This window comes from Gimesia aquarii (genome assembly GCF_007748195.1).
Classification (GTDB): Bacteria; Planctomycetota; Planctomycetia; order Planctomycetales; family Planctomycetaceae; genus Gimesia; species Gimesia aquarii.
In genome coordinates, this window is record NZ_CP037920.1 from 4521584 (window position 1) to 4543470 (window position 21887).

The 21887-nt window shown below is 44.2% G+C and carries 16 protein-coding genes; 9 read left to right on the forward strand and 7 right to left on the reverse strand.

Annotated features, from left to right (window positions below; genetic code table 11):
- Positions 1-11: 11 nt before the first annotated feature.
- The 5 genes from V144x_RS17415 to V144x_RS17435 all read right to left on the reverse strand — a co-directional run bounded on the left by V144x_RS17415 (position 12) and on the right by V144x_RS17435 (position 5876).
- Positions 12-1217, reverse strand: coding sequence for a lactonase family protein (locus tag V144x_RS17415; protein ID WP_144986530.1), 1206 nt, complete (start codon positions 1215-1217; stop codon positions 12-14).
- Entirely contained in the window at positions 1171-1929 is a 759-nt protein-coding gene (locus tag V144x_RS17420; protein ID WP_144986531.1) for a DUF3379 domain-containing protein, read from the reverse strand. The genes V144x_RS17415 and V144x_RS17420 overlap by 47 nt, the downstream gene beginning before the upstream one ends.
- Positions 1930-1972: 43 nt before the next feature.
- Entirely contained in the window at positions 1973-2494 is a 522-nt protein-coding gene (locus tag V144x_RS17425) for an RNA polymerase sigma factor (protein ID WP_144986533.1), read from the reverse strand.
- Positions 2495-2671: 177 nt separating this feature from the next.
- Complete coding sequence (gene menC, locus V144x_RS17430; RefSeq protein ID WP_144986535.1) at positions 2672-3784, reverse strand: o-succinylbenzoate synthase; 1113 nt, start codon at positions 3782-3784, stop codon at positions 2672-2674.
- A 58-nt stretch (positions 3785-3842) separates the two neighbouring features.
- Positions 3843-5876 carry an Hsp70 family protein gene (locus V144x_RS17435; protein ID WP_144986537.1) on the reverse strand — a complete coding sequence of 678 codons (2034 nt, stop codon included), beginning with the start codon at positions 5874-5876 and terminating at the stop codon, positions 3843-3845.
- A 265-nt stretch (positions 5877-6141) separates the two neighbouring features.
- Between V144x_RS17435 and V144x_RS17440 the strand changes: the two genes are divergently transcribed.
- From V144x_RS17440 to V144x_RS17470, 7 genes are all read left to right on the forward strand, one after another.
- Positions 6142-7266 (forward strand): hypothetical protein, encoded by a 1125-nt coding sequence (locus tag V144x_RS17440; RefSeq protein ID WP_144986539.1) that lies wholly within the window; start codon positions 6142-6144, stop codon positions 7264-7266.
- Between the two features lie 483 nt (positions 7267-7749).
- Positions 7750-9042, forward strand: coding sequence for a diphosphate--fructose-6-phosphate 1-phosphotransferase (locus tag V144x_RS17445; protein ID WP_232102562.1), 1293 nt, complete (start codon positions 7750-7752; stop codon positions 9040-9042).
- A gap of 71 nt (positions 9043-9113) precedes the next feature.
- On the forward strand, positions 9114-9998 hold the full coding sequence (locus V144x_RS17450) for an HAD family hydrolase (RefSeq protein WP_144986541.1): 885 nt from the start codon (positions 9114-9116) through the stop codon (positions 9996-9998).
- A gap of 88 nt (positions 9999-10086) precedes the next feature.
- Entirely contained in the window at positions 10087-11523 is a 1437-nt protein-coding gene (gene gnd / locus V144x_RS17455) for a decarboxylating NADP(+)-dependent phosphogluconate dehydrogenase (protein WP_144986543.1), read from the forward strand.
- 127 nt (positions 11524-11650) lie between these two features.
- Positions 11651-12385 carry an MBL fold metallo-hydrolase gene (locus V144x_RS17460; RefSeq protein ID WP_144986545.1) on the forward strand — a complete coding sequence of 245 codons (735 nt, stop codon included), beginning with the start codon at positions 11651-11653 and terminating at the stop codon, positions 12383-12385.
- A 56-nt stretch (positions 12386-12441) separates the two neighbouring features.
- Positions 12442-13416, forward strand: coding sequence for a methyltransferase domain-containing protein (locus V144x_RS17465; RefSeq protein WP_144986548.1), 975 nt, complete (start codon positions 12442-12444; stop codon positions 13414-13416).
- Positions 13417-13796: 380 nt separating this feature from the next.
- On the forward strand, positions 13797-14756 hold the full coding sequence (locus tag V144x_RS17470) for a ferredoxin--NADP reductase (RefSeq protein ID WP_144986550.1): 960 nt from the start codon (positions 13797-13799) through the stop codon (positions 14754-14756).
- Between the two features lie 360 nt (positions 14757-15116).
- Here the strand turns inward: V144x_RS17470 and V144x_RS17475 are convergent, their stop codons facing one another.
- Positions 15117-15614 (reverse strand): hypothetical protein, encoded by a 498-nt coding sequence (locus V144x_RS17475; RefSeq protein WP_144986552.1) that lies wholly within the window; start codon positions 15612-15614, stop codon positions 15117-15119.
- 968 nt (positions 15615-16582) lie between these two features.
- Between V144x_RS17475 and V144x_RS17480 the strand changes: the two genes are divergently transcribed.
- The gene (locus tag V144x_RS17480; RefSeq protein ID WP_144986554.1) at positions 16583-17584 is read left to right on the forward strand and encodes an aldo/keto reductase; all 1002 of its coding nucleotides are present in this window, start codon (positions 16583-16585) and stop codon (positions 17582-17584) included.
- Positions 17585-17590: 6 nt separating this feature from the next.
- Here V144x_RS17480 and V144x_RS17485 read toward each other — a convergent pair whose 3' ends face one another.
- On the reverse strand, positions 17591-18070 hold the full coding sequence (locus tag V144x_RS17485; protein ID WP_144986556.1) for a tRNA (cytidine(34)-2'-O)-methyltransferase: 480 nt from the start codon (positions 18068-18070) through the stop codon (positions 17591-17593).
- A 233-nt stretch (positions 18071-18303) separates the two neighbouring features.
- Between V144x_RS17485 and V144x_RS17490 the strand changes: the two genes are divergently transcribed.
- Positions 18304-21852 (forward strand): class I tRNA ligase family protein, encoded by a 3549-nt coding sequence (locus V144x_RS17490; RefSeq protein ID WP_144986558.1) that lies wholly within the window; start codon positions 18304-18306, stop codon positions 21850-21852.
- The last annotated feature ends 35 nt before the right edge of the window (positions 21853-21887 follow it).

The window sequence follows — 21887 nt, forward strand, 5'->3', positions numbered from 1 at the left end:
GAAACTGCGGTCTAGGGAACTTTTACTATCTCAACCCAAGAAGGAGATTTTCCCACATCATAGGTCGCAAACCGTTTCAATTTTCCTGTTTTAGGCGAAATTCGATAAGCGGCAAGCTTGCCATTCTTCTGACCAGCGGCGTAGAGGTATCTACCCGACGGATCAATATTAAACGAACGAGGAGTATCTTCCGTTGGCTCCTGCCCTAAAGACTTCAATCGCCCTGACTTCAGATCTACCTCGTAACAGGCAATGCTGTTATGACCTCGATTGGAGGCATACAAATACTTGCCTGAAGGTGAAAGCTCGATGTCCGCACAAGTGTTTTTCCCCTCATATCCTTTCGGTAGAGTAGAAATGGTTTGAAAGGGAGTGAGAGTTCCCTTTTTTGAATCCAGCCTATAGGCTGATACAGAGCTTCCCTTTTCATTATCAAAATAGATAAATCGATTATCCTTTGAGACAGCAAGATGTCTTGGCTCTAATCCTTCTGCCGCTTGAACCAGTGGCTTTTTATTCGCCTTCAACATACCCGTCTTTTCATTGAGTATGAATTGGTATATGGCATTCGGACCAGTATGAGGCACGAAAACAAATTGATTCGATTGGTCTGGTAAGATCGCGTGAGCTTTTTTGTCAGTTGGAATCGTCTGCAGAATTTCAGTAGAAATTTCACCGTTTTTAGACAATTGATGAACGGCAACTTTACCTTCGCCATAATAAGCAGAAAACAGGTAGTCCCCATTTCTGTCACTCGCGATGTAGGCTGCATTCCCCCCCGCTGGAACGGATGAAATTTTCTTGAGCTTACCATTTTGGGGATTTATAGAATAACTGTTAAATTTCTTTGCCGATCTCACTGAGGCAAACAAATATTTCTTTTCAGGATCTACCTCCAGACAACCTGGAGCACCTTCAAGCTTCACATCTTCAATATGAGTTAAATCGCCATCCTTTTCATCCATTTGATAAACTGCGATTTTCTTTTCTCCACCGAGAGAAATATAAACGAAACTCGCAGCAAGACAGGGAGTATGTGACAAAACGAACAGACCCACGATTGATAGACAGAACCGAAGCAGAAGATGCATGATAGCCCCTTTGAATATGAAACCAACTACGAATAACACATGCTTGTTTGTATTAGTAGAACTGGTTCCGAGGGAAATATCAAGCAGAAGCGGCTTGTAAAGCTCGTCCCAAAGCTTCCAATTCACGTGCGCCACCAAAAACAATGCAGATATAAACCTGATCGTCTTCAATCCATTTTACTGTCGCATAATTTCCTTTTTTGAGCTGAGAGTACTCGACATTTCCAGGATCAAAATAAGTATGCGAAGGCAACGGAGTCACTCGCCTGGCGGGCACCTGCAGTATTGCCCCATAAACAGGCTGGGCTTTCCCAGTATTAAGTGTGAAAAAACGAACCACAGTGTCATGGACCGGTGATTTGGGTTCATGAGCCGATGATTGATCTACAAAAACGCCATAAGAATTGGGGGTAAAGTTTAAACGACCTTTGAAACGCCAACCTCCTTGAGTCGGCAGACGCTCAGAAAAATTATTATCAAATCGAGACAAAAAACGACGATCCAGATTTAACTTCGGACTGAACTCAGATAAATCAATGACCGGCCCTTGAGCAACAAAAAAAGAAACCAGCATTGCCGCAAATACCAAACAAGCTGAAAGTCCAGCAAGGACACCCGGCTTTTTAAGAAACGATTTCCGTGGGGAAATGGCAGGCTGATCACTTATCAAAACATTTTCATTAGATTGAACAAGTGAATCCAGAATAGAATCTTTTAACCCATCAGGAACTTCAACGTCAAGAAGTACAGATTTGAGCTGGTCGTGAAAAGCCGCATCGCCCGGCTGTTCCCCTTGATCAGAATGTTCTGATGATTTAGATGGCTCTGAAAAATTCATAATCGTTCCATATAACCACGTAAGAAGAAAACCGCAAATAATTCTATGAATGGATTGTTGTCTCTTCTTTAGAAAGCGATGAAAAGCGCTCTTGTAAAAATGATTTCGCCCTCGCAAGACGGCTCATGACCGTTCCAAGTGGAATCGAGAGTTCAGTGGCGATTTCTTTGTAAGTCTTCTCTTCAAAATAAAACATCAATAACGGAACTCGAAAATCTTCTGGCAAATTTTTAAGAGCACATTGTAACTCCGTTGAAGTTAATTCGGGCATCATTTTTTCTTCAGAAGGAAGATCAAACGTCTGGCTAAGTGCTACTGGAGTAATTTTTTTTGTGATCTTTTTCAAAAATAAATTTCGCAAAATTGTGCAAAGCCAAGAGCGGGCTAAACTCATATCACGAAGTTGAGACAGTTTTTTCTGAGCTACCAAATAGGTCTGTTGGGTAAGGTCTTCTGCATCTGCTCTATCACCCGATAAACGATATGCATATCGGAAGAGCAGCTGGTAGTATTGATCCACCAACAGGGCAAGTTCTTCGGAGGTAGTATGGTTCTGTAAGGACATAACCTAACTCTCTATGTAGTAAAGATGCTGAAAAACACCTTGTTATTCCCCAATAAAGCTAATTTATTGAAATTTTTTCTTAATTCTGATTTCATAAGCATCATTCAGTTGAATTCTTCATATTTTTAACTGAATTTTCTAAACAAGTGACCCCTTCGTTCTGCTGGAGATTACCTCCTAGGATTTGATCACTTTCCGCTGAATCGTCAGGGACTCTAATCGCCTTAAATCGGGATCAGGCAATTGCTCAAACGCTTCGACACCGGGAATTTCTCCAGCCATGTTTGACAACCTCAATGGAAATTCGGCAAGCTCTTCATGGTAATATTTTTCACTGGGAAAAATGTCTGCGGGATAAGTGAAATTATCCAACATCGCCAACGCAGTACAATGGGAAGCGCCAGTTGCACTTTCCAGCATCCCACCCACCCAACAAGGAATATCTGCTTCTTGACATAAATCATGGATTTTCACCGCATTCGTAAGCCCCCCAACACGCCCGGGCTTGATATTAACATAACGACAACTTTTCAATGTGACTGCCTGCTGAGCACGACGAGGGTGAGTAATGCTTTCGTCCAGACAAACGGGGGTTTTGATGATTTTCTGAAGCTGAGCATGATCCGTTAGATCATCGTGCTGTAAAGGTTGCTCAATCATTGCCAGTTCAAATTCATCGATCGCTTGAAATAACGCGGTATCTTGAATTCGATATCCACTATTACAATCGATGTGAAACGTTGCATCTGGAAAAGAAGAGCGAACTGCTTTGAGCATGGGAATATCCCATCCGGGACGAAACTTAAGTTTAATCCGCGGAAAGTTTTGTTCTACGGCAGTTCCGACTTCTTCGATCAAATCATCCAGATGATCCATGACTCCGAAATCAGCTCCTACCGGGACTTCGTTTCTCGTGGCGCCTAACGCAACATGTAGCGGAACATCTTTCTTTCGACTATGCAAACTCCACCAGGCATTATCCAAAGCTGCTTTGGCAAATGGATTTCCTTTATAGAGAGACAATTTTTTCTGCAAATCTTCGCCACTGTCGATCTCTTGGCCAATCACTGCTGGTGCCAGCCATTCAGAAACCGTATGAAAGACACCACCGGCCCATTCAGGGCTATAACAAGGCGCAGCCAAAGGTGTACTTTCTCCCCAACCTTCTACTGATCCACTCGTCATATGACATAATACTGAATGAATCGCTGCATCTTCACCATACGCAGTTCGCCAGGGATAGATGAGCGGCATGGCAACATGAAATAACTCAATCCGTTCAATTTTCATCTAGAGTTTAAATCCTAAATATATTGCAGAGAATTCATCGTAGAAGCAATAATGTGTTTTAAGCATCCTCTAACAAGTCCCAAAATTCGCTCTCCGCTGCATCTAATTGACTAGTCGGCTTCGGTTGAGACTTCGATTTTTTTTGCCTTTGAGAACTTGCTTGAGTCTTACTCGATCTTTTTGATGAAGCTTGTTGTGTCTGGTTCAATGAGGAGGAACTGCGTTGTCCTTTTTTGGGGACTTGTTTCTTGCTTTTTTTCTTTTTCAGTTTGGGAGTTGTTCGCGAAGACAATAAACCTTGAGAATGTTTTTCAGGAGCAGAACAATTAGATCCTGGCGGTCCCTGCTGAGGATCGCCACATTGATTACATAACGCAACGGGTCGCTCCGAGCTATCAAGTCCACGAGCCACCTGTTGATTCTTTTTGGAAACAACAGGTGTATCGGGCAACTCTCTTTTATTCTCAGTCTGTTTTACCACTGGTTCAGCCTGATCCAGAATTCCTTCCAGCATATTACTTTGCTCAAGCTGCACTTCATCTTGAGTTTCAGTAATTTGTTGACTGTTCTCTGACGTTGTCTGTAATATGTTCTGTTCACGAGTAATTTCTATCTCAGCCGCTTTCCCACTGGCAAGATCTCTCGCGGAAACATGAACGCGGGCTTCTGCATCGTATTCCATTAAAACTTCGATTTTCGAATCAACGGGTAAATCGGCAGGCAAACCTTCGATTACGCAATTTCCTAATACGACAAATGGCTCATCCTGAGAAGCACCGCTTTCAATTAATTTCAGGTGAACTCGTCTCTGGTTTGCTGATACTGTTCCATAAGTATGCTTCACTGATGCAGGCAGCTTTGAATTTGCCGGGAGGAGATAATGAGGTATGCGTTGCTGTCCCTGCTGGTCTCGCACGAGAAAACCTAATGACCGGGCATTCACACTGTGTTGTTTGATCTTTGCCAGACGACTGGCAGCTTCAGTCGTCAATATGGACTCGGCATATTCACGATTGCTCAACAACATTCCCGCATAATAAGCCGCACCATGCGCGATCGATTGGTCTGGGGGCAGCGAAAGGTTGCGAGTTGTTCCACTCGATTTTTTGAGGGCATCTCGAATCATGGGCATGCGAGATGAACCACCAGTCGTCAGGACCACATCGACATGAGCCCACCCCATGCCATTATCTTTTAACAGTGCTTTGGTAATCGCAGTCGTTCGACTAACTAATTCTTTGGTGAGTAGTTCAAATTGAGACTGGGTAATCTGATAAGTTTTCCGCTTTGATCCAACCTGACAGGCCAAAGTTGTTTTAGGCCTGACTGTAAGACTCCGTTTCGCCTGTTCGACTTCATTCGCGAGATACTGGAGACTTTCAGGATCATTAGAGGGGTTCACTCCAAATTCATTCACGAATTGTTCTGCGATTGTTGCCTGTAATTTGCTGTTCCAGTCAATTCCCCCTAATTTTAAATCACCACCACTGGCAATGACATTCACTTCATCTTTTTGGTACTTTACCAAAGAAAGATCGAATGTACCGCCTCCCAAATCGTAAACAAGAATCCGCTGTTCTTCAGCAAGCTCTGCAAACCACATCCCTTCAGATCCCAAAACATAGCATAAAGAAGCTGCCACTGGTTCATTAATCAAATCAACTTGTTTTAGCCCTGCTTGTAAGGCTGCGTTAATTGTTTCTTGACGCTGCACATCACTGAATTGAGCGGGAACGGTAATGACTGCTGATTCAACAGACCCAAGACGTTCGTTCGCTGCCGCAAGTAGCTTTTTTAAAATAAAGGCAGAGATATCTTTTGGAGTAAAATACCGACCGTCGATCTCCCATTGAAAATCCGGTTTACCAAGAAAACGTTTCGCATGTTGTACGACATTGAGGGGATTTACGATCGCATGTCGGAGTGCCTCTGTTCCAACGATCACCTCAGCACCATCAAACATAGCCACAGAGGGAGTAGATAATTCCCCTTCCTGGTTGGGAATCGTAACCGGTTCACCATGCTCATTCAGATGAGCGATGCAGGAATAAGTTGTTCCCAAATCGATTCCGACAGCCTGTATTTTCTGCATAAAGCAATAACTCTCTTTAGATCTACATTTTCACATACTTGAAAGATAAAGTATTACGGGAAAGGACGCTTCTCATATGTTATCATGGACACCAGCAACACTCCAGCACTTGATTCGTGTTTTCCTGCTATAAAAATGGCTAGATCGCTATTAAAACTGAAAGATCTGTTTTGTGAAAATGTACCGACAACATCGAAATTGGTGGTTTTTGTTTTTACTGCTCCTTTTTTCCAGTGGAATTGGACCAATTAGATCAATAATCGCCATGACTTCATTGGAAAACTCAAATGCCAGCCTGAATCGAGAGGCACCGAATTACTTAACCAATCGTAACTTTCGAAAGGGTTTGACCAAGACTTTTTCGGCATCCTGGTCGAACGTTGAAATTCGCTCGATAATCCAGCGCATACGTAGCACACAAAACATCTCAATCATCCTTGACCGGAGAATTGATCCGTCTTTGAAGTTGAAACTGGATATACAAAATCTGACTTTGGAGCAGGGGCTGAAAAATTTAGCGTCTCAGGCTCATGCAAAAACAGTGCTCGTTGGCAGTAATGTTTATATTGGTCCTGAAAAAGCAGTCTCGAATTTAAAAACTCTGCTCGAGATAAGAAAACAAGAACTCGTTGATCTTACTGAATCTCATCCCCGCTTAAAAAGACGTTTTCTTTTGCTCTCCCAAAGAAAAACGTTCCACTACCAGGACCTCGATCAACCTTCTGAAATTCTGGAACAAATCACAGAAGCATATCAGATAACAGCTAAAAACCAGGATCTGATCCCCCATGATCTGTGGAGTCACAGCACCTTTACGTCGGTCAATGTAACTGAAGGACTATCACTACTACTAATCCAGCTTAATTTGACATATCGATGGAACGGGCAGGAAACACAAATTGAACTCATTCCCATTCCTGCTTCTGTCACGATTACAAAATCATATACACCACGCGCAAAATCAGTAGCCATTTTAATCAATCAACTGAAAGAACGTTTCCCAGACATTGAGATCAGAAGGGCCGAAAAGACAGTATCTATCAGAACTACGGCAGAAGTTCATGAAGAGATTGAGCAACATTTAAATCCAAGGGCTGCAATCAACAAAACAAAACCTCAAACAATCAATGCCGTTCCCATTCAACGACGAAAATTTACCCTACGCGTCAAAAAGGCCCCCATTCTGGCTATCATGAACAAACTGGAAGCATCTGGAATCGAATTTCATTACAACGCGAAACAGCTGCAAGAAGCAAGCATTGATCTCAACCAGCTGATTGATATCTCTGTTAAGGATGCTAGCGCAGGGACATTTTTTGACTCACTTTTTAGGACTCTCAATGTATCATATGCTATTGAGGGGACCAAAATTGTTCTCACGCCGAAATAAGTCCTGCCTAGTCAGGCAGGCTTAGGTTCCAATGCTAAAACTTTCCCAGAACTTTCTTTATTGGTGATACGACGATACTTTGAATTCAAGCACGGAATCGGGTAATATTCCGACTGTGTGAGTTAAAACCAGTCTTTGTGAGTCCATATTACTATATCGCCCACATTGGACAAAAGCGATTGCCTGCCTGCTCAGGCAACGATAGTGTTGTGTATAAACTATTTGTAAATAACACTTTATCAACAAGAGCTTTCTAATAACCACCTTCAAACCTTGTGGGAAGCGTTCGTAAAAGCCTAGATTGATTCGTCAGCAGCTAAAGATTTTTGAACGAATGTAACTTGGCTACTGACCACAGATGCATGAATGATAAATTTGTAACGATCATTGCTAAATTCAAACAACCTAATAAAGACAGGAAATGTTCTGCTGAAAAAACGGCAGGAACATTCCAAATATAGAACAGCAGAGTGAGGAGAAAACGTGGCAAGTCCTAAAAATATGATTGTGGCACAATCCGGAGGTCCCTCTCCGGTGATCAATAATAGCCTGCGGGGATTAGTAGAAACCGCACGTGATCTACCAGAAATAGGAACGATTTATGCGGGTTGGCATGGAATTGAAGGGGTCCTGAAAGAAGAATTACTCAATTTGAGTGGACAATCACCTGAAGAAATTGCACTTTTAAGAGTCACTCCCGCAGCAGGTTCTGTAGGAACATGCCGTTATAAATTAAAAGAACATCAAAACGAGGACTTTGATCGCATTATTGAAGTTTTCAAAGCTCATAATGTGGGTTACTTCTGTTACATCGGTGGAAATGACTCGATGGATACAGCAAATAAAGTGGCTCAAATGGCTACAGAGAGAGGTGTTGATGTCGTCGGCATTGGTGTCCCCAAAACAATTGACAATGATGTAGGAGACAGTGAGTTCAAACTCATCGACCACACTCCCGGATATGGTAGTACCGCCCGGTACTGGCTGAGTATGGTTCAAATGGCAAACGAAGAAAATCGGGGAAGCTGTCCTGCCGATCCTGTTCTGGTTTTACAGGCTATGGGTCGTAAAATTGGCTTTATCCCGGCAGCCGCTCGTCTGGCAGACCCGCAGCGAAAAATTCCGATGCAAATTTATCTTGCTGAAAACCCTGTCAGTATCGAACAGATTCATACTCAAATTAACGATCAGCTAAAAAAAGATGGACGACTGATTGTAGTCGTCAGTGAAGGACTGTCGCTGGGAGACATCGGCGAAACAAAAGATTCCTTCGGACATACTCAGTTCAGTTCCAGTCAGATGACAGTGGCCCAATTACTGGTAAATGAACTGAATCAGAGAGGCTTAGCAGTGAAGGGTGCTGCCCGGGCAAATGTTCCAGGCACAGATCAACGACACAATATTGCCTACGCCTCTACAGTTGACTTAGACGAAGCCTACGGAGCGGGACAAAAGGCAGCACTATTGGCAGCCGCTGGCGAATCGGGATACATGTCGACCATTCTTCGTAATGAGGGACCAGGTTACAATGTGCGTTATGATAAAGTTCCATTACCAGAAGTAGCGAACAGCGAGCGAACATTTCCCAAAAACTGGATTTCTGCTGATGGCATGGACGTCACCGATGACTTTATCAAGTATTGCCAACCTCTGGTTGGTAACGACTGGCCCAGTATTCCTTTAATTAATGGGCGTATGAGATTAGCTCAACTGCAACCATTATTTGGAGATCAAAAGCTACCTAAGTACGTTCCCCAGGCAGATAGGTCAGAATAAACCAAACTGACGTACTTTTGTACGAAGTGAATTAGATAAAACATTTTTTAGCATGAGGATGGGAGAGAACTGTGGCGGATAATCCATTGGATACCAACTTTCAAAAGAAAAACGACTTTTTGATCGGTATAGATTCGGATGGTTGTGCCTTTGATTCGATGGAAATCAAACATAAAGAGTGCTTCATTCCTAATTTTATCAACTATTTTGGTTTACAGCCCATCTCAAAGTATGCCCGCGAAGCTGCTGAATTTACGAACTTGTACTCTAAGTGGCGTGGCGCCAATCGCTTTATTTCATACACACTCGCATTAGATCTGCTTGAAGAACGCTCAGAAGTCAAATCGCGAAATGTCGACATCCCTAAGCTCCAAGGCATTAGAGACTGGATCGAACGTGAGACAAAATTGGGAAATCCCACATTGGCCGCTGAGGTGGAAAAAACTCACGATCCCGATCTCGAACTCGGATTAAAATGGTCCTTGGCCGTGAATGAAATGATCGCTGATATGGTTCATGATGTTCCCCCATATCCCAATGTGAGAGAAAGCCTGATTAAACTGGATCCGGTAGCCGACATGATTGTTTGCTCTGCCACTCCGAATGAGGCACTCAATAAAGAATGGGAAGAACATGATATCGCCCAATATGTGGACGCCATTTGTGGACAAGAAGCAGGCAGTAAAAAAGAAACCCTGGGACAAGCCAAAGATTGTGGATACGAATCAAACAAAGTCTTAATGATTGGCGATGCACCTGGTGACATGAAAGCGGCTCAAGCCGTGGGTGCACTCTTTTACCCCATTAATCCCGGTGCCGAAGAGGCGAGTTGGGAACGTTTTATCAATGAAGCTTGTGATAAATTCCTAAACGGTGAGTATGCTGGAGAATATCAGCAAAAAGTAATTGATGAGTTTGATAGTTATCTGCCAGAGCAACCTCCCTGGAAAGTATAATCTTACAGAACAATTGCATTAAATCACAACGGATCAAATTCAACATAGTTTCTATTAACAAATCATTAAAAACAAACGAGAGTTTTCAATGTCAAAACACGATATCGGCCTGGTAGGTCTGGCAGTCATGGGACAAAATCTGGTACTGAATATGGCCAATCATGGCTACTCGGTCGGTGTTTTCAATCGCACTACGAGCGTAACCGATGATTTCGTTGCCAGTAAAACCGATGAGCAAAACATTACGGGATATCATAGTCTCAAAGAACTAGTTGAAAATCTGGCAACACCACGGAAGGTGATGCTCATGGTCAAGGCGGGTCCTGCTGTTGATAACATTATTGAAGACCTTAAAGGCTTATTAAGCCCTGGCGATATCATCATCGATGGAGGTAACACACACTTTGATGACACGAATCGTCGTACTAAAGAAGTAGAAGATGCAGGTCTCCTCTTTATCGGCACAGGCGTTTCTGGTGGAGAAGAGGGGGCGCTCAAAGGCCCCAGTATTATGCCTGGGGGGTCACCCGACGGTTGGCCACACGTAAAATCCATTTTACAAGATATCTCAGCCAAAGTGGGCGAAAATAATGATATCCCCTGCTGCGAATGGGTAGGAGAAGCAGGTGCAGGACATTATGTCAAAATGGTACATAATGGAATTGAGTATGGTGATATGCAGCTGATCTGCGAATCATACTATATCCTCAAGCATACGTTGGGGCTCACTAATGACGAACTTTATAAGGTATTTGATGACTGGAATCGTGGTGAACTGGAAAGTTACCTGATTGAAATCACCCGCGACATATTCACAGTGCTCGATGGAGAATCAGATGACTATCTGGTTGATAAAATCCTGGATACTGCCAAACAAAAGGGAACAGGCAAGTGGATGAGTCAACACGCATTAGACTTGGGTGTTCCCACAACCCTGATCACAGAAGCCGTCTATGCCCGTTGTCTTTCAGCTCAAAAAGAAGCGCGCGTTCGTGCATCCAAAATCCTGAGTGGTCCTGAGAAAAAATTTGACGGAGATCGAGATCAATTTATTGAAGATGTAAGACAGGCCCTTTATGCTTCCAAATTATGCAGCTACGCACAAGGCTATGTTCAATTGAATGCCGCTGCGGAACACTTTGGCTGGAAGCTGAATAACGGAGATATTGCCCTCTTGTGGCGAGGTGGCTGTATCATTCGCTCTACGTTCTTGCAAGACATTAAAGCGGCCTTTGATAAAAATCCTCAACTTGAAAATCTTCTCTTAGATGATTTCTTCCGTAATGCTGTTGATAACGCACAATCAAGCTGGAGACGCGTTGTGGCAACCGCGGTTGAGCTAGGATTGCCTGTTCCCAGCTTCACCGCAGCCTTAAGTTATTATGATGGATATCGCCAGGAACGTTTGCCAGCAAATCTGCTTCAGGCACAACGTGACTATTTTGGAGCTCATACATATCAACGAATCGATAAAGAAGGTACCTTCCATACAGATTGGATTCGTGAACGCCGGCTGGATTCGTAAGCACACTTCAGATGGTTTCATATTCATAACCAATCTAATTTTGCTGTAGCCAGCCTATGCATTTGACCGTTAATAGAGATATGAGCTTTATTAACGGACAAATCCGTGATTAGTGGGGAATGGAGCAATGCGAATCGTATTGTTGGGGACCGGTGGTTATCACCCAAATGAACGTCGACATACCGCTTGCTTAATGATCCCTGAATTAGGGATCATTTTTGATGCGGGAACCAGCTTTTTCCGCGTTCCCCACCATCTTCAAACACGGAATTTACAGATTTTCATGACGCATGCTCACCTGGATCATATTGTCGGCCTCTCTTTCTTTCTGGTTCCGATGCTGTCAGATCAGGTTGACTCCGTCAAGGTTTATGGTGAAGAATCAAAACTCGCTGCGATTCAAACTCATCTGTTTTCTGATGAAATCTTCCCCGTTCTTCCAGACTACGAGTTCATATCGCTACCAGAAACAGTCGAAGTCGCTGGCGGCGGAACTCTTCGACACTTACCGTTAGAACACCCAGGAGGCTCTATAGGCTATCGAGTCGATTGGCCAGACCACTCGATGGCATATATCACCGACACAGCTCATCCGGAACAGCATCTCGAATTTGTTCAAGGTGTTGATCTCTTGATTCACGAATGTTACTTTCCAGATGAGATGTCAGAGTGGGCAGATAAAACCGGACACAGCCACACAACACCTGTTGCTGAACTTGCCAGGGATGCCCATGTTGGAAAATTGATTTTGACGCACATCGATCCTCAATGTGCAGGCGATGATCCAATCGGAATCAAAGTTGCCCAAAAGGTCTTTCCTAATACAATATTGGGAGAAGATCTAATGGAAATTGATTTTTAGTACTAAGAAATACATCGAATCCTTCCGCCTGTTTCAATAGTAAGTTTTCGCGTACCATGACGAAAGAAGCATCAACAAAACCATTTCTTTCTCAGATGCTTCTTGAAACATTGAGAAATCCAGAAAATCGTCTCCCACTGGAATTCGACAATAAGCATCAGCTTTTAGTCGATCAGCAAACCAACCAATCTTATCCTGTTGTAACTGGAATCCCACGTTTTGTAGAACAAGAACATCTTTCGAGCTTTGGTCTGCAATGGAATAAGTACGAAGTTGCGCATGCTGATGAAGATCGAGCGACGTTTACAGCCAAAACAGGCTTGCCATTAAGTGAATTAAAAGGACTCAAAATCCTGGATGCTGGCTGTGGAGGAGGCCGCTATAGTAAGGTGGCTGCGGAAGCAGGAGGGATTGTATTTGGTGCAGACCATACAACAGCCGTTGAGAAGGCTGAACAATTATGCAATCATCTTGAAAACGTCCATCTCGTCCAGGCTGATCTCAAGCACCTCCCTTTTGAACCTTCCTCATTTGATTTTGTATTTTCTATAGGCGTTATGCACCATGATAAAGACACGCGTGCTGTATTCAATGCAGTAGCCGATATGGTTAAACCTGGGGGCCGCTACTCTGTTTGGCTCTACCGCAAAAACCAGTGGTGGCAAGAATGGATCAACTCCGCTTTGCGGAGAACAACGACCCAGATGGCTCCTGAAAGACTGGAATCCTGGTGCCGCCTGGGTGCTTGGTTCGGTGGCATTCCGGTTATCAATAAAGTTCTGAATAAACTTGTCAACTTCAGTAACCATCCCAATTGGGAAAATCGAGTTTGTGACACATTTGACTGGTATGCTCCTGCCTATCAATACCACCATACGATTGAAGAGCTCAAATTGTGGTTTGAACAAGCCGGTTTCGAGAATCTAAAAATCCTCCCCCCGGAAAAGTCAGGGGCCTTTTATCGTTGGAGCTACAAGCATAATCTGCTGATTGGCAGTGGAGTGAATATCCAGGGAACAAAATCTGTATGATCCCTACCATAGCCTCATTCCAAAAACTCTCTCGTTTTAGACAACTAAATTTGATTACTTTCAGCTAGATATGTCAAAAACAAGACCCATTATGATAAGCTCATCTTCATTGTAAGAATCAAAATTTCTTTGATATTTAAGAGAGTGTTATTAAACGCACGATATGACTTGACAATCTGACCTAAAAAAGTGATAGAGGAAAGAATATTCTAAAGAAATTTGCGTAAATAAGATCAATGAACCCCACCTTTAATTTATTAATTCAAGCTGGAAACTGATCAAAGGAACCACAACTTTCTAGTTTGAATATCACTTATTTTCACAATCCAATATTGAACAAACCACCTCAATCTGTGGTCAAGAGCACAACAGGGAGAGACATGAATTCATCGAATACTCCGAGCGGAGAATCGACTCCTGAAATTGAAGAGTTACGCAGTAAACATTATAACGCAACGATCGAAGATCTGCGTATGCCTCACGAGCATTTGATGATTGTCCGAGTCAAGCCTGATCAAGAAATTCCTGTTTTTTCAGGCGGGCAATATACAACTTTAGGCTTGGGTTCCTGGGAACCGCGCGTCGATAATGGTGTGTTGGCAGAACTGCCCAAACCCAAATTGATCCGTCGTGCCTATTCGATCTCTTGTCCTATGGTGGACTCGCAAGGCAAACTACTTTCAAATGATCAGATCGATTATCTGGAATTTTATATTACTCTTGTTCTACGCCCTGATTCAGATGATCCCCCACTCACACCGCGCCTCTTTCGATTAAAAGTTGGCGATCGCCTGCACCTTGGCAAAAAACCAGTTGGCACCTATACGCTAAAACCTATTCAATCGAATGACAATGTCATTTTTGCGGGCACAGGTACCGGAGAAGCCCCTCATAATTCCATGGCCGTTGAATTGCTCAAGCGAGGTCACTCAGGACAAATTGCCTCGATGACCTGTGTACGTTATCGAGGAGACCTCGGGTATCTTGCACAACAAGAGGAGCTACAAAAACAATACTCGAATTACCGTTATGCCGCTTTCACGACGCGAGAGCCGGAGAATATTGATCACAGTCATCCACAGTATGTAGGTAAGCAATATTTACAGGACATGATCTTACCTGATAAATTTCAGGAAGTCTTTGGTTGGGCCGCCGTGCCTGAACAAACTCATATTTTTCTCTGCGGCAATCCATCGATGATCGGCCTGCCTGAAAAAAATGAAACGGGAGAACTCGAATTTCCTGAGTCGAAAGGCATGGTAGAGCTACTCACAAAGCAGGGCTATCAACTCTCAAGTCCCAAAGTTCCAGGAAATATTCATTTCGAGAAATACTGGTAAGACAATCGTGCTTCAGTATTCAATTTCCCGATGACCGGATCGGAAGCCATCAGAACGGCGCAAGTTTTTTACTACCACAAAAGACACGAAAAACAGTGATGCTGCCGAGATCACTGGGTTGAATTTTAAAGATAACCGGAACCTGATATTGCCCAACGAATATCACATTCGTAGGGGGCGCCCCATGTGTCGACCCCTACGTGTAATCAAAGATCATTCTGGTTCGTCAAGTCTGTTACCAGTCGCACCCAGTGAACTGTCGCTGATGGGGTTTCGTGAGTTTCGTGTAGTTCGTGGTAGCACTGATTTCTTTTGTTTAGTCGAAAACTCTTTTAATGTGCTTTGTGCAGTTCTTCATTTTCAGCTAGTGGTGGTGGGCGCTATTCGGTATGGTGTGGTTCGCTCTTGCTCGTTGGCTTCTTTCAGCAGGCTCTGGTAGGCGGCTTCCAGTTCTTCGTCGGACATGTTCTGGATGTCGTCTGGGGTCAGATTGAGTTGCCAGACGTTGCCGCGGGATTGGATCGGTTTATCGAGGCCTAACAGCTTATCGATGCGTTCGCGGGCGCGGAGGCGTTCGCGTTGGGTGGACTTGGCATCGTTGATCACACTGACATAGAAGAAAAACGATTCAGCACGTAACTGTTCAATCGGAACTTCCAGACGTTCTACCATTTCGCGGCGGGCACGGGTGATATAACGATCAATCGAACGTGTGGAAAGACTGAATTCCAGAGTGACCGCACGTTTGATTTCCAAAGGATGTTTTCCGAGGCTGAGTAAATGTTTTACAAGGTGCACTAATTGAATTTGCTGTTCTCTAGTGAGCTTTGTTTTTCCTTGAGAGGTGAGATTGATCATGTTCGTCATTCCTTTATTTAAGCGCGAGCTTGCTTTGTTAAGTGGGTCTCATCATGCCCAACGGCACACACGGGTCAACAGAGAGATTTGCGCAGTTTTGTCTGAGATGTGGTACGAAATCGCGGTTTGGTTTCGGTTATGGTTTCGGAAAACGTGTTCAAAAGGAGTGACTCGATACGAGACATGGAGAACCGGTTCTGGTGCTTTAGGTGAAAATGTGGAAAAAACGATGCTTTTTCGCATGCACAAACTGAGGTGGTGCGCGGTGAGCAGTGCTCAGAAAAACGTGCCTCGCGCGCGCGACGCAGAATCAGGGAGTTTCGAGAACGGCGCGTTGGTGTCAAGTGCGAAATTGACAACTGGTTTCAGAGCGAATCACTCGGCGGAAAGATTCCCGAGAATATCAATAGGATCTTTTTTGAGGAAGAATTTTGGTAATCGTAGCGAACTGATTAAACCTGTTCAGGTCTTGACGCGACAATAAAAAAAGGGCTTAAAAAAGCCCCTTTAAAATCACGTATCACAATAAATTAAGTGAAAACCTCAAATCACCGCAATGGAATTGGCTCATGATTCATTTTTACAAAGCAGCGCAGATTCTAGCCTTTACGGTGTCTGATCTTAGCTCGAGCACGTCGTTTTTTACGACCAATTTTTCGGCGACCTTTACCTGTCTTCTTGGTTCCCATTCGAAGAAATGCCTTTCGTATCTGCTTCTAAAAAGATGGACTTTAATTAAAAGTTATTACTCAATACACAATTGTTTAACAATGAAGTACGTATGTGAGCAATATTTGAAAATTAAACTGGTAATTCAAATTATTACTTTAACAGGCTTTGATAAATTCTTCAACCACATATGTTAAAGGAATTTAAGGTCCCTTGAGAATTCGGACATAAAACCCGAAGATAGAGAGCATCATTTTCAAGGCCAACATACACCAGAGAATTCAGCAGGATTTACAATTATGGATTACCGTAACTTAGGAAAAGCTGGCGTTCGAGTCTCACCGATTTGCCTGGGCACAATGATGTTTGGAGGGCCCACCAATGAGGCAGATTCTATCTCCATCATGCATAAAGCGATTGATCTCGGGATTAACTTCTTCGACACCGCAAATATGTATAGTACCGGTGGTTCAGAATCTGTTGTCGGGAAAGCTCTGAAAGATCGTCGTGACAAAGTGATTTTAGCCACAAAAGGACGCGCGCCTATGGGCGATGGACCCAATGATGCGGGTGCCAGCAGAGTCCACCTCATGCGTGAACTGGACCGCAGCCTGCAGCGTCTAGGTACTGATTATGTCGACATCTACTATGTGCATACTCCGGACTACCAGACTCCGATCGAAGAAACGCTTCGCACTCTGGACGATATGGTTCGATCTGGTAAGGTGCACTATATTGCTTGCTCCAACTTCCGTGCGTGGCGTTTAATGGAGGCACTTGGAACCAGTGATATTCGAAATCTACATGCTTTCAGTTGCGTACAGCCTTTATACAACATCATGAACCGGGACATCGAGGTAGAACTGTTACCACTTTGTCAGGAAAAGGGGATTGGCGTTGTCAGCTATAGTCCCCTTGCCAGAGGAATTTTGACAGGCAAATATCGAAAAGATCAGCCATTTCCGGAAGGTAGCCGTGCTTCTCGAAATGATAAACGCATGAATGAAGCAGAACTTCGTGATGTCAGTATCGAACTTTCACAGGAAATTGCGACTTACTGTGATCAAAAAGGGGTTTCAATGACAAACTTTGCGCTGGCTTGGTGCCTGGCGAATCCGACTCTCACTTCAATCATCATCGGCCCTCGAACAATGGAACAGTTCGACGATAATTTGGGTTGCCTGGATGTCAAAATTACAGATGAAGACGAGGCCTTTATCGACTCACTTGTTCCTCCAGGCGAACACAGTGGCAAAGGATTTCAGGATCCCCAATATCCGGTAACAGGTCGAGGAAAATAGGATGTCTTAATGCGGCAGACCTCCCATCTGGCGAACGGCTTCATACATCACAGCTGTTGCAGTACTCGCCAGATTCAGACTACGAACCTGTTCCCGCATTGGTAGTTTCAGATTGCTATTGGGTGACTCCTCCAAGATTCGGGGGGGAAGCCCATTGCTTTCGCTTCCAAACAGCAAAACATGGCCCGATTCTAACTTTGCATCCCATACATAGCGGGTTGCGAACTTTGTCAGCTTCCACCATGTCCTGTCAGAGAGTCGTGATTGAACTTCCTCCAGACTATCGACGGCTTCCCAATCCAGATGTTGCCAGTAATCCATACCAGCACGCCGCAGATGCTTTTCATCCAGCTTAAAACCGAGTGGTCTGACTAACCACAATTTGGCACCGATGGCGACGCAGGTACGACCGATATTTCCTGTGTTTTGGGGAATATCTGGTTGGTAAAGTACAATATGCAGTAAAGGTTCAGAAGATGATGACATTCAGACTCTCAATTTGTTAAAATTCTCTTAAAACAGTTATAAATAGGAATTTATAGCTCTCGTAAGCAAGCTCAATCTATGTAATACTTAACGCATTCTGGTTATTATACTTCTCGTAAATACCAGTCAATCAGAGCGTACCATTTCACGAACGGAAACGGTACAGACAGCAAGTCCTGAAGAAGGACTATTTTCTCATTCTTCAAACCATCACGACTCAATAAGATTTACCGATGTTTCAAAAAGTAACTGACGCCAGCTTCATTGAAGGTGAACACGATGTCCTCAAATTCTGGGAAGACAATCGGATTTTTGACCAGCTTCGCCAGAAAAACAAAGGAAAACCCAAATGGAGTTTTATTGATGGTCCCATGACTGCCAATAACCCGATGGGAGTTCACCATGCGTGGGGCAGGGCATACAAAGACGCCTACCAACGCTATTACGCGATGACAGGACACGAACTCCGTTTTCAAAATGGATTTGATTGCCAGGGTCTCTGGGTGGAAGTGGAAGTGGAAAAAGAGCTTGGCTATGGAACCAAGCAGGAAGTCGTCGAAGACGGTATTGACAAGTTCGTGAATGAGTGTAAAAAGCGAGTGTTGCGTTTTGCAGCCCGACAGACCGAGCAGTCGGTTCGCCTGGGTTACTGGATGGACTGGGATGACCCTGAACAGCTACGAGCGTTAGCCGAATTCGTTGGTACGGACGCAGATTTCAATTTCACAGCTCCCAGTGGTCAGCAGGTTACAGATACCGCTGATATGTTGGTCTCACGTCTGGGAAACGCCGAATGGGGTGGAAGTTACTTTACATTCTCCACCGAAAATAATGAAACAATCTGGACTTTTCTCAAAAAGTGTTTTGAACGGGGTAAGGTTTATCGTGGTTATGATGTGATGCCCTGGTCCGGACGGGGAGGCAGTGCTTACAGTCAGATGGAAGTCGCTGACGGACGAAAGCTTTCTGTCCATCGTTCAGTTTTCGTCAGGTTCCCGCTGAAAGATCGTGAGAATGAATATCTGCTGATCTGGACGACCACTCCCTGGACTCTGACCAGTAATGTCGCCGCTGCCATTAATCCAGAATTGGACTATGTTAAATTACGCGCCAAGAAAGATGATGCAGTCTATTATTTTGCAAAAGATAACCTGGAATATCAAAGATTAAGCAAAGAATACAAAGAAGGTTTTGGTCGACCGGAATGGTCGTGGCCTAAGGATGTACCCAAGCTGAAAACACTGGCGCAAATCTTCAAAGAGCAGGGGGGTTACGAAATTCTCGACACGATCAAAGGAGCCGAGATGGTGGGTTGGGAATATACAGGCCCTTTTGATGATCTTCCTGCTCAGCAATCGCCAGGTGGCTATCCCAGTGATGAAACACTACTGGATAAAACAGGAATCACCTGTCATCAAGTCGTTGATGGCGGCCGCGATTTTAAGGGCAATCCACATGTTGTTGCAGGTGAGGGAACGGGTATCGTACATACAGCTCCTGGCTGCGGCGATGTCGATCATCAGTTGGGGAAACAACTAGGACTCGTCGCAATCGCTCCTTTAGGCGAGGACGGGCGATTTGGAGAAGGGTTTGGGGAATTCACTGATGTAGAAGCCATTGATCCAGCAACACCTGATTTAGTCTTTGAATTGTTGAAACAAAAAGGCCTTCTGGTTTCAGTCGAACAATATCCACACATTTATCCGCACTGTTGGCGAACTGGTGATGAATTGATCTTCCGACTTGTTGATGAATGGTTTATCAACATGGACTGGCGAGAAGAAATCAAAGATGTGACCAGACAGATTGACTGGGTTCCCTCAAGCATTGATGGTGAACAGCATGAACTGGAATGGCTCACCAATATGCGAGACTGGATGGTATCCAAAAAGCGATTCTGGGGCTTAGCGCTCCCGATTTGGGTTGATGAAGAAACGGAGGATTTCGAGGTCATTGGATCTCTGGCTGAGTTAAAAGAACGCGCCGTGGAAGGCTGGGAAGCACTCGAAGGGCATACCCCCCACCGTCCCTGGATCGACGAAGTAAAACTCCGTAATCCCAAAACCGGCAACCTGATGTCACGCATCCCCGATGTGGGTAATCCCTGGCTGGACGCGGGCATTGTTCCTTTCTCAACCATGCAATACAACACAAATCCAGAAGAGTGGAAAAAATGGTATCCAGCAGATCTTGTTTCTGAGTGCTTCCCCGGTCAATTCCGAAACTGGTTCTATGCATTGCTCTCGATGGCAACCATGATGGATGGGACACCTCCCTTTAAAACCCTACTAGGCTATCGTCTGGTTTTGAATGAAGAAGGGAAGCCAATGCATAAATCGGATGGAACCGCGATCTGGTTTGAAGAAGCTGCTGAACAGTTGGGTGTCGACACCATGCGCTGGATGTATCTGGCACATAATCCGGCATCTGATCTGCGTTTTGGTATGCGACACCCGGATCAGGAAGTAACGCTAGTCACACCGGAAGGTCCAATCAATCAAACAAAAGAAGGTGCTCCCACCTGTCTGGTTGAAAGTAAGCCAGCGGATGAAATTCGACGTCAGGTGCTCATTCCACTCTGGAATTCTTATGCTTTCTTTGTCAACTATGCACGACTTGATGAATTTGACCCATCACTGGAAAGTGTTCCTGTCGCAGAACGGCCTGAAATCGATCGCTGGATTTTATCGAACCTGCAGTCATTACTGGCTACTGCGAAAACAGAAATTGCAGCTTATAACTATGCCGCTTTCTTGAAAAAAGCGACTGCGTTTATCGATGATCTATCGAATTGGTATATCAGGCGCAATCGGCGTCGTTTTTGGCGTTCTCAGGATGCAAATGATACGGATAAGCTCGCCGCTTATCAAACATTATTCGAAGTTCTGGTGACACTCTCGAAGGCATTAGCCCCCAGTATTCCATTCCTAACGGAAAGAATCTATCAGAATCTGGTGACTAGCTGGGACCAGACTGCTCCACCGAGCGTACACCTTTGCGATTATCCGCAATGCGATTCGACTCTCTTAGACGAAGAGCTCAATTTCCATGCTTCACAAGCGCAAATTGTAGTTAAATTAGGTCATAAACTACGAGATGAATCCAATCAACGCGTGCGGCAGCCTCTGGCAGAATTGAGATTCGCCTGCCAGACTCCAAAGCAGATGGACGCAATCGAAAGTCTCGCAAATACGATCGAAGAAGAATTAAATATTAAAAAAGTGACCCGCTGTGAAAACCTGGATGAACTTGTGAGCTATACCTACAAGCCAAATCTGAAAACGCTCGGCCCTAAATATGGGAAACTACTGGGCATGCTGCGCCAACAACTTCCTGAATTGGGCGATGCTGTGCTTGGACCACTCAGACGCGGTGAATCTGTCTCTCTCGAATTATCTGAAAACCAAATCGATCTGCAACCAGAAGATGTTTTGGTCGGAACAGAGCAAGCTGCCGACTGGGTCTGTGCTGACGATCAGGGAATTCAAATCGCCATCTCAACGAAATTGACACCTGAATTAGAAGAGGAAGGGATGGCCCGTGACTTTGTGCGGCAGGTACAACAACTTCGCAAAGAAGCCGATCTGGAAATTGAAGATCGCATCAATATCTATTTTAACTCCAATGGAGCAACAGAAGTCGAAAAATCTGTGACAGGCTGGTCTGAATACATTCTGGGAGAAACACTGGGTGACACTCTCAATCAATCAGACGACACTGATGACACAAAAGAGGTCACAATTGGTAGCTCCAAAGTATCAATTCGAATTGAAAAATCGTAAGAAACTCAATGCGGAACAGCTAATGCGAAATACAA

Coding starts and splice junctions, on each gene's coding strand:
- V144x_RS17425 (WP_144986533.1), bottom strand. CDS start 2,494: ATGTCCTTACAGAACCATACTACCTCCGAAGAACTTGCCCTGTTGGTG.
- V144x_RS17440 (WP_144986539.1), top strand. CDS start 6,142: ATGACTTCATTGGAAAACTCAAATGCCAGCCTGAATCGAGAGGCACCG.
- gnd (WP_144986543.1), top strand. CDS start 10,087: ATGTCAAAACACGATATCGGCCTGGTAGGTCTGGCAGTCATGGGACAA.
- V144x_RS17480 (WP_144986554.1), top strand. CDS start 16,583: ATGGATTACCGTAACTTAGGAAAAGCTGGCGTTCGAGTCTCACCGATT.
- V144x_RS17490 (WP_144986558.1), top strand. CDS start 18,304: ATGTTTCAAAAAGTAACTGACGCCAGCTTCATTGAAGGTGAACACGAT.
- V144x_RS17475 (WP_144986552.1), bottom strand. CDS start 15,614: ATGATCAATCTCACCTCTCAAGGAAAAACAAAGCTCACTAGAGAACAG.
- V144x_RS17435 (WP_144986537.1), bottom strand. CDS start 5,876: ATGCAGAAAATACAGGCTGTCGGAATCGATTTGGGAACAACTTATTCC.
- V144x_RS17470 (WP_144986550.1), top strand. CDS start 13,797: ATGAATTCATCGAATACTCCGAGCGGAGAATCGACTCCTGAAATTGAA.
- menC (WP_144986535.1), bottom strand. CDS start 3,784: ATGAAAATTGAACGGATTGAGTTATTTCATGTTGCCATGCCGCTCATC.
- V144x_RS17420 (WP_144986531.1), bottom strand. CDS start 1,929: ATGAATTTTTCAGAGCCATCTAAATCATCAGAACATTCTGATCAAGGG.
- V144x_RS17465 (WP_144986548.1), top strand. CDS start 12,442: ATGACGAAAGAAGCATCAACAAAACCATTTCTTTCTCAGATGCTTCTT.
- V144x_RS17485 (WP_144986556.1), bottom strand. CDS start 18,070: ATGTCATCATCTTCTGAACCTTTACTGCATATTGTACTTTACCAACCA.
- V144x_RS17460 (WP_144986545.1), top strand. CDS start 11,651: ATGCGAATCGTATTGTTGGGGACCGGTGGTTATCACCCAAATGAACGT.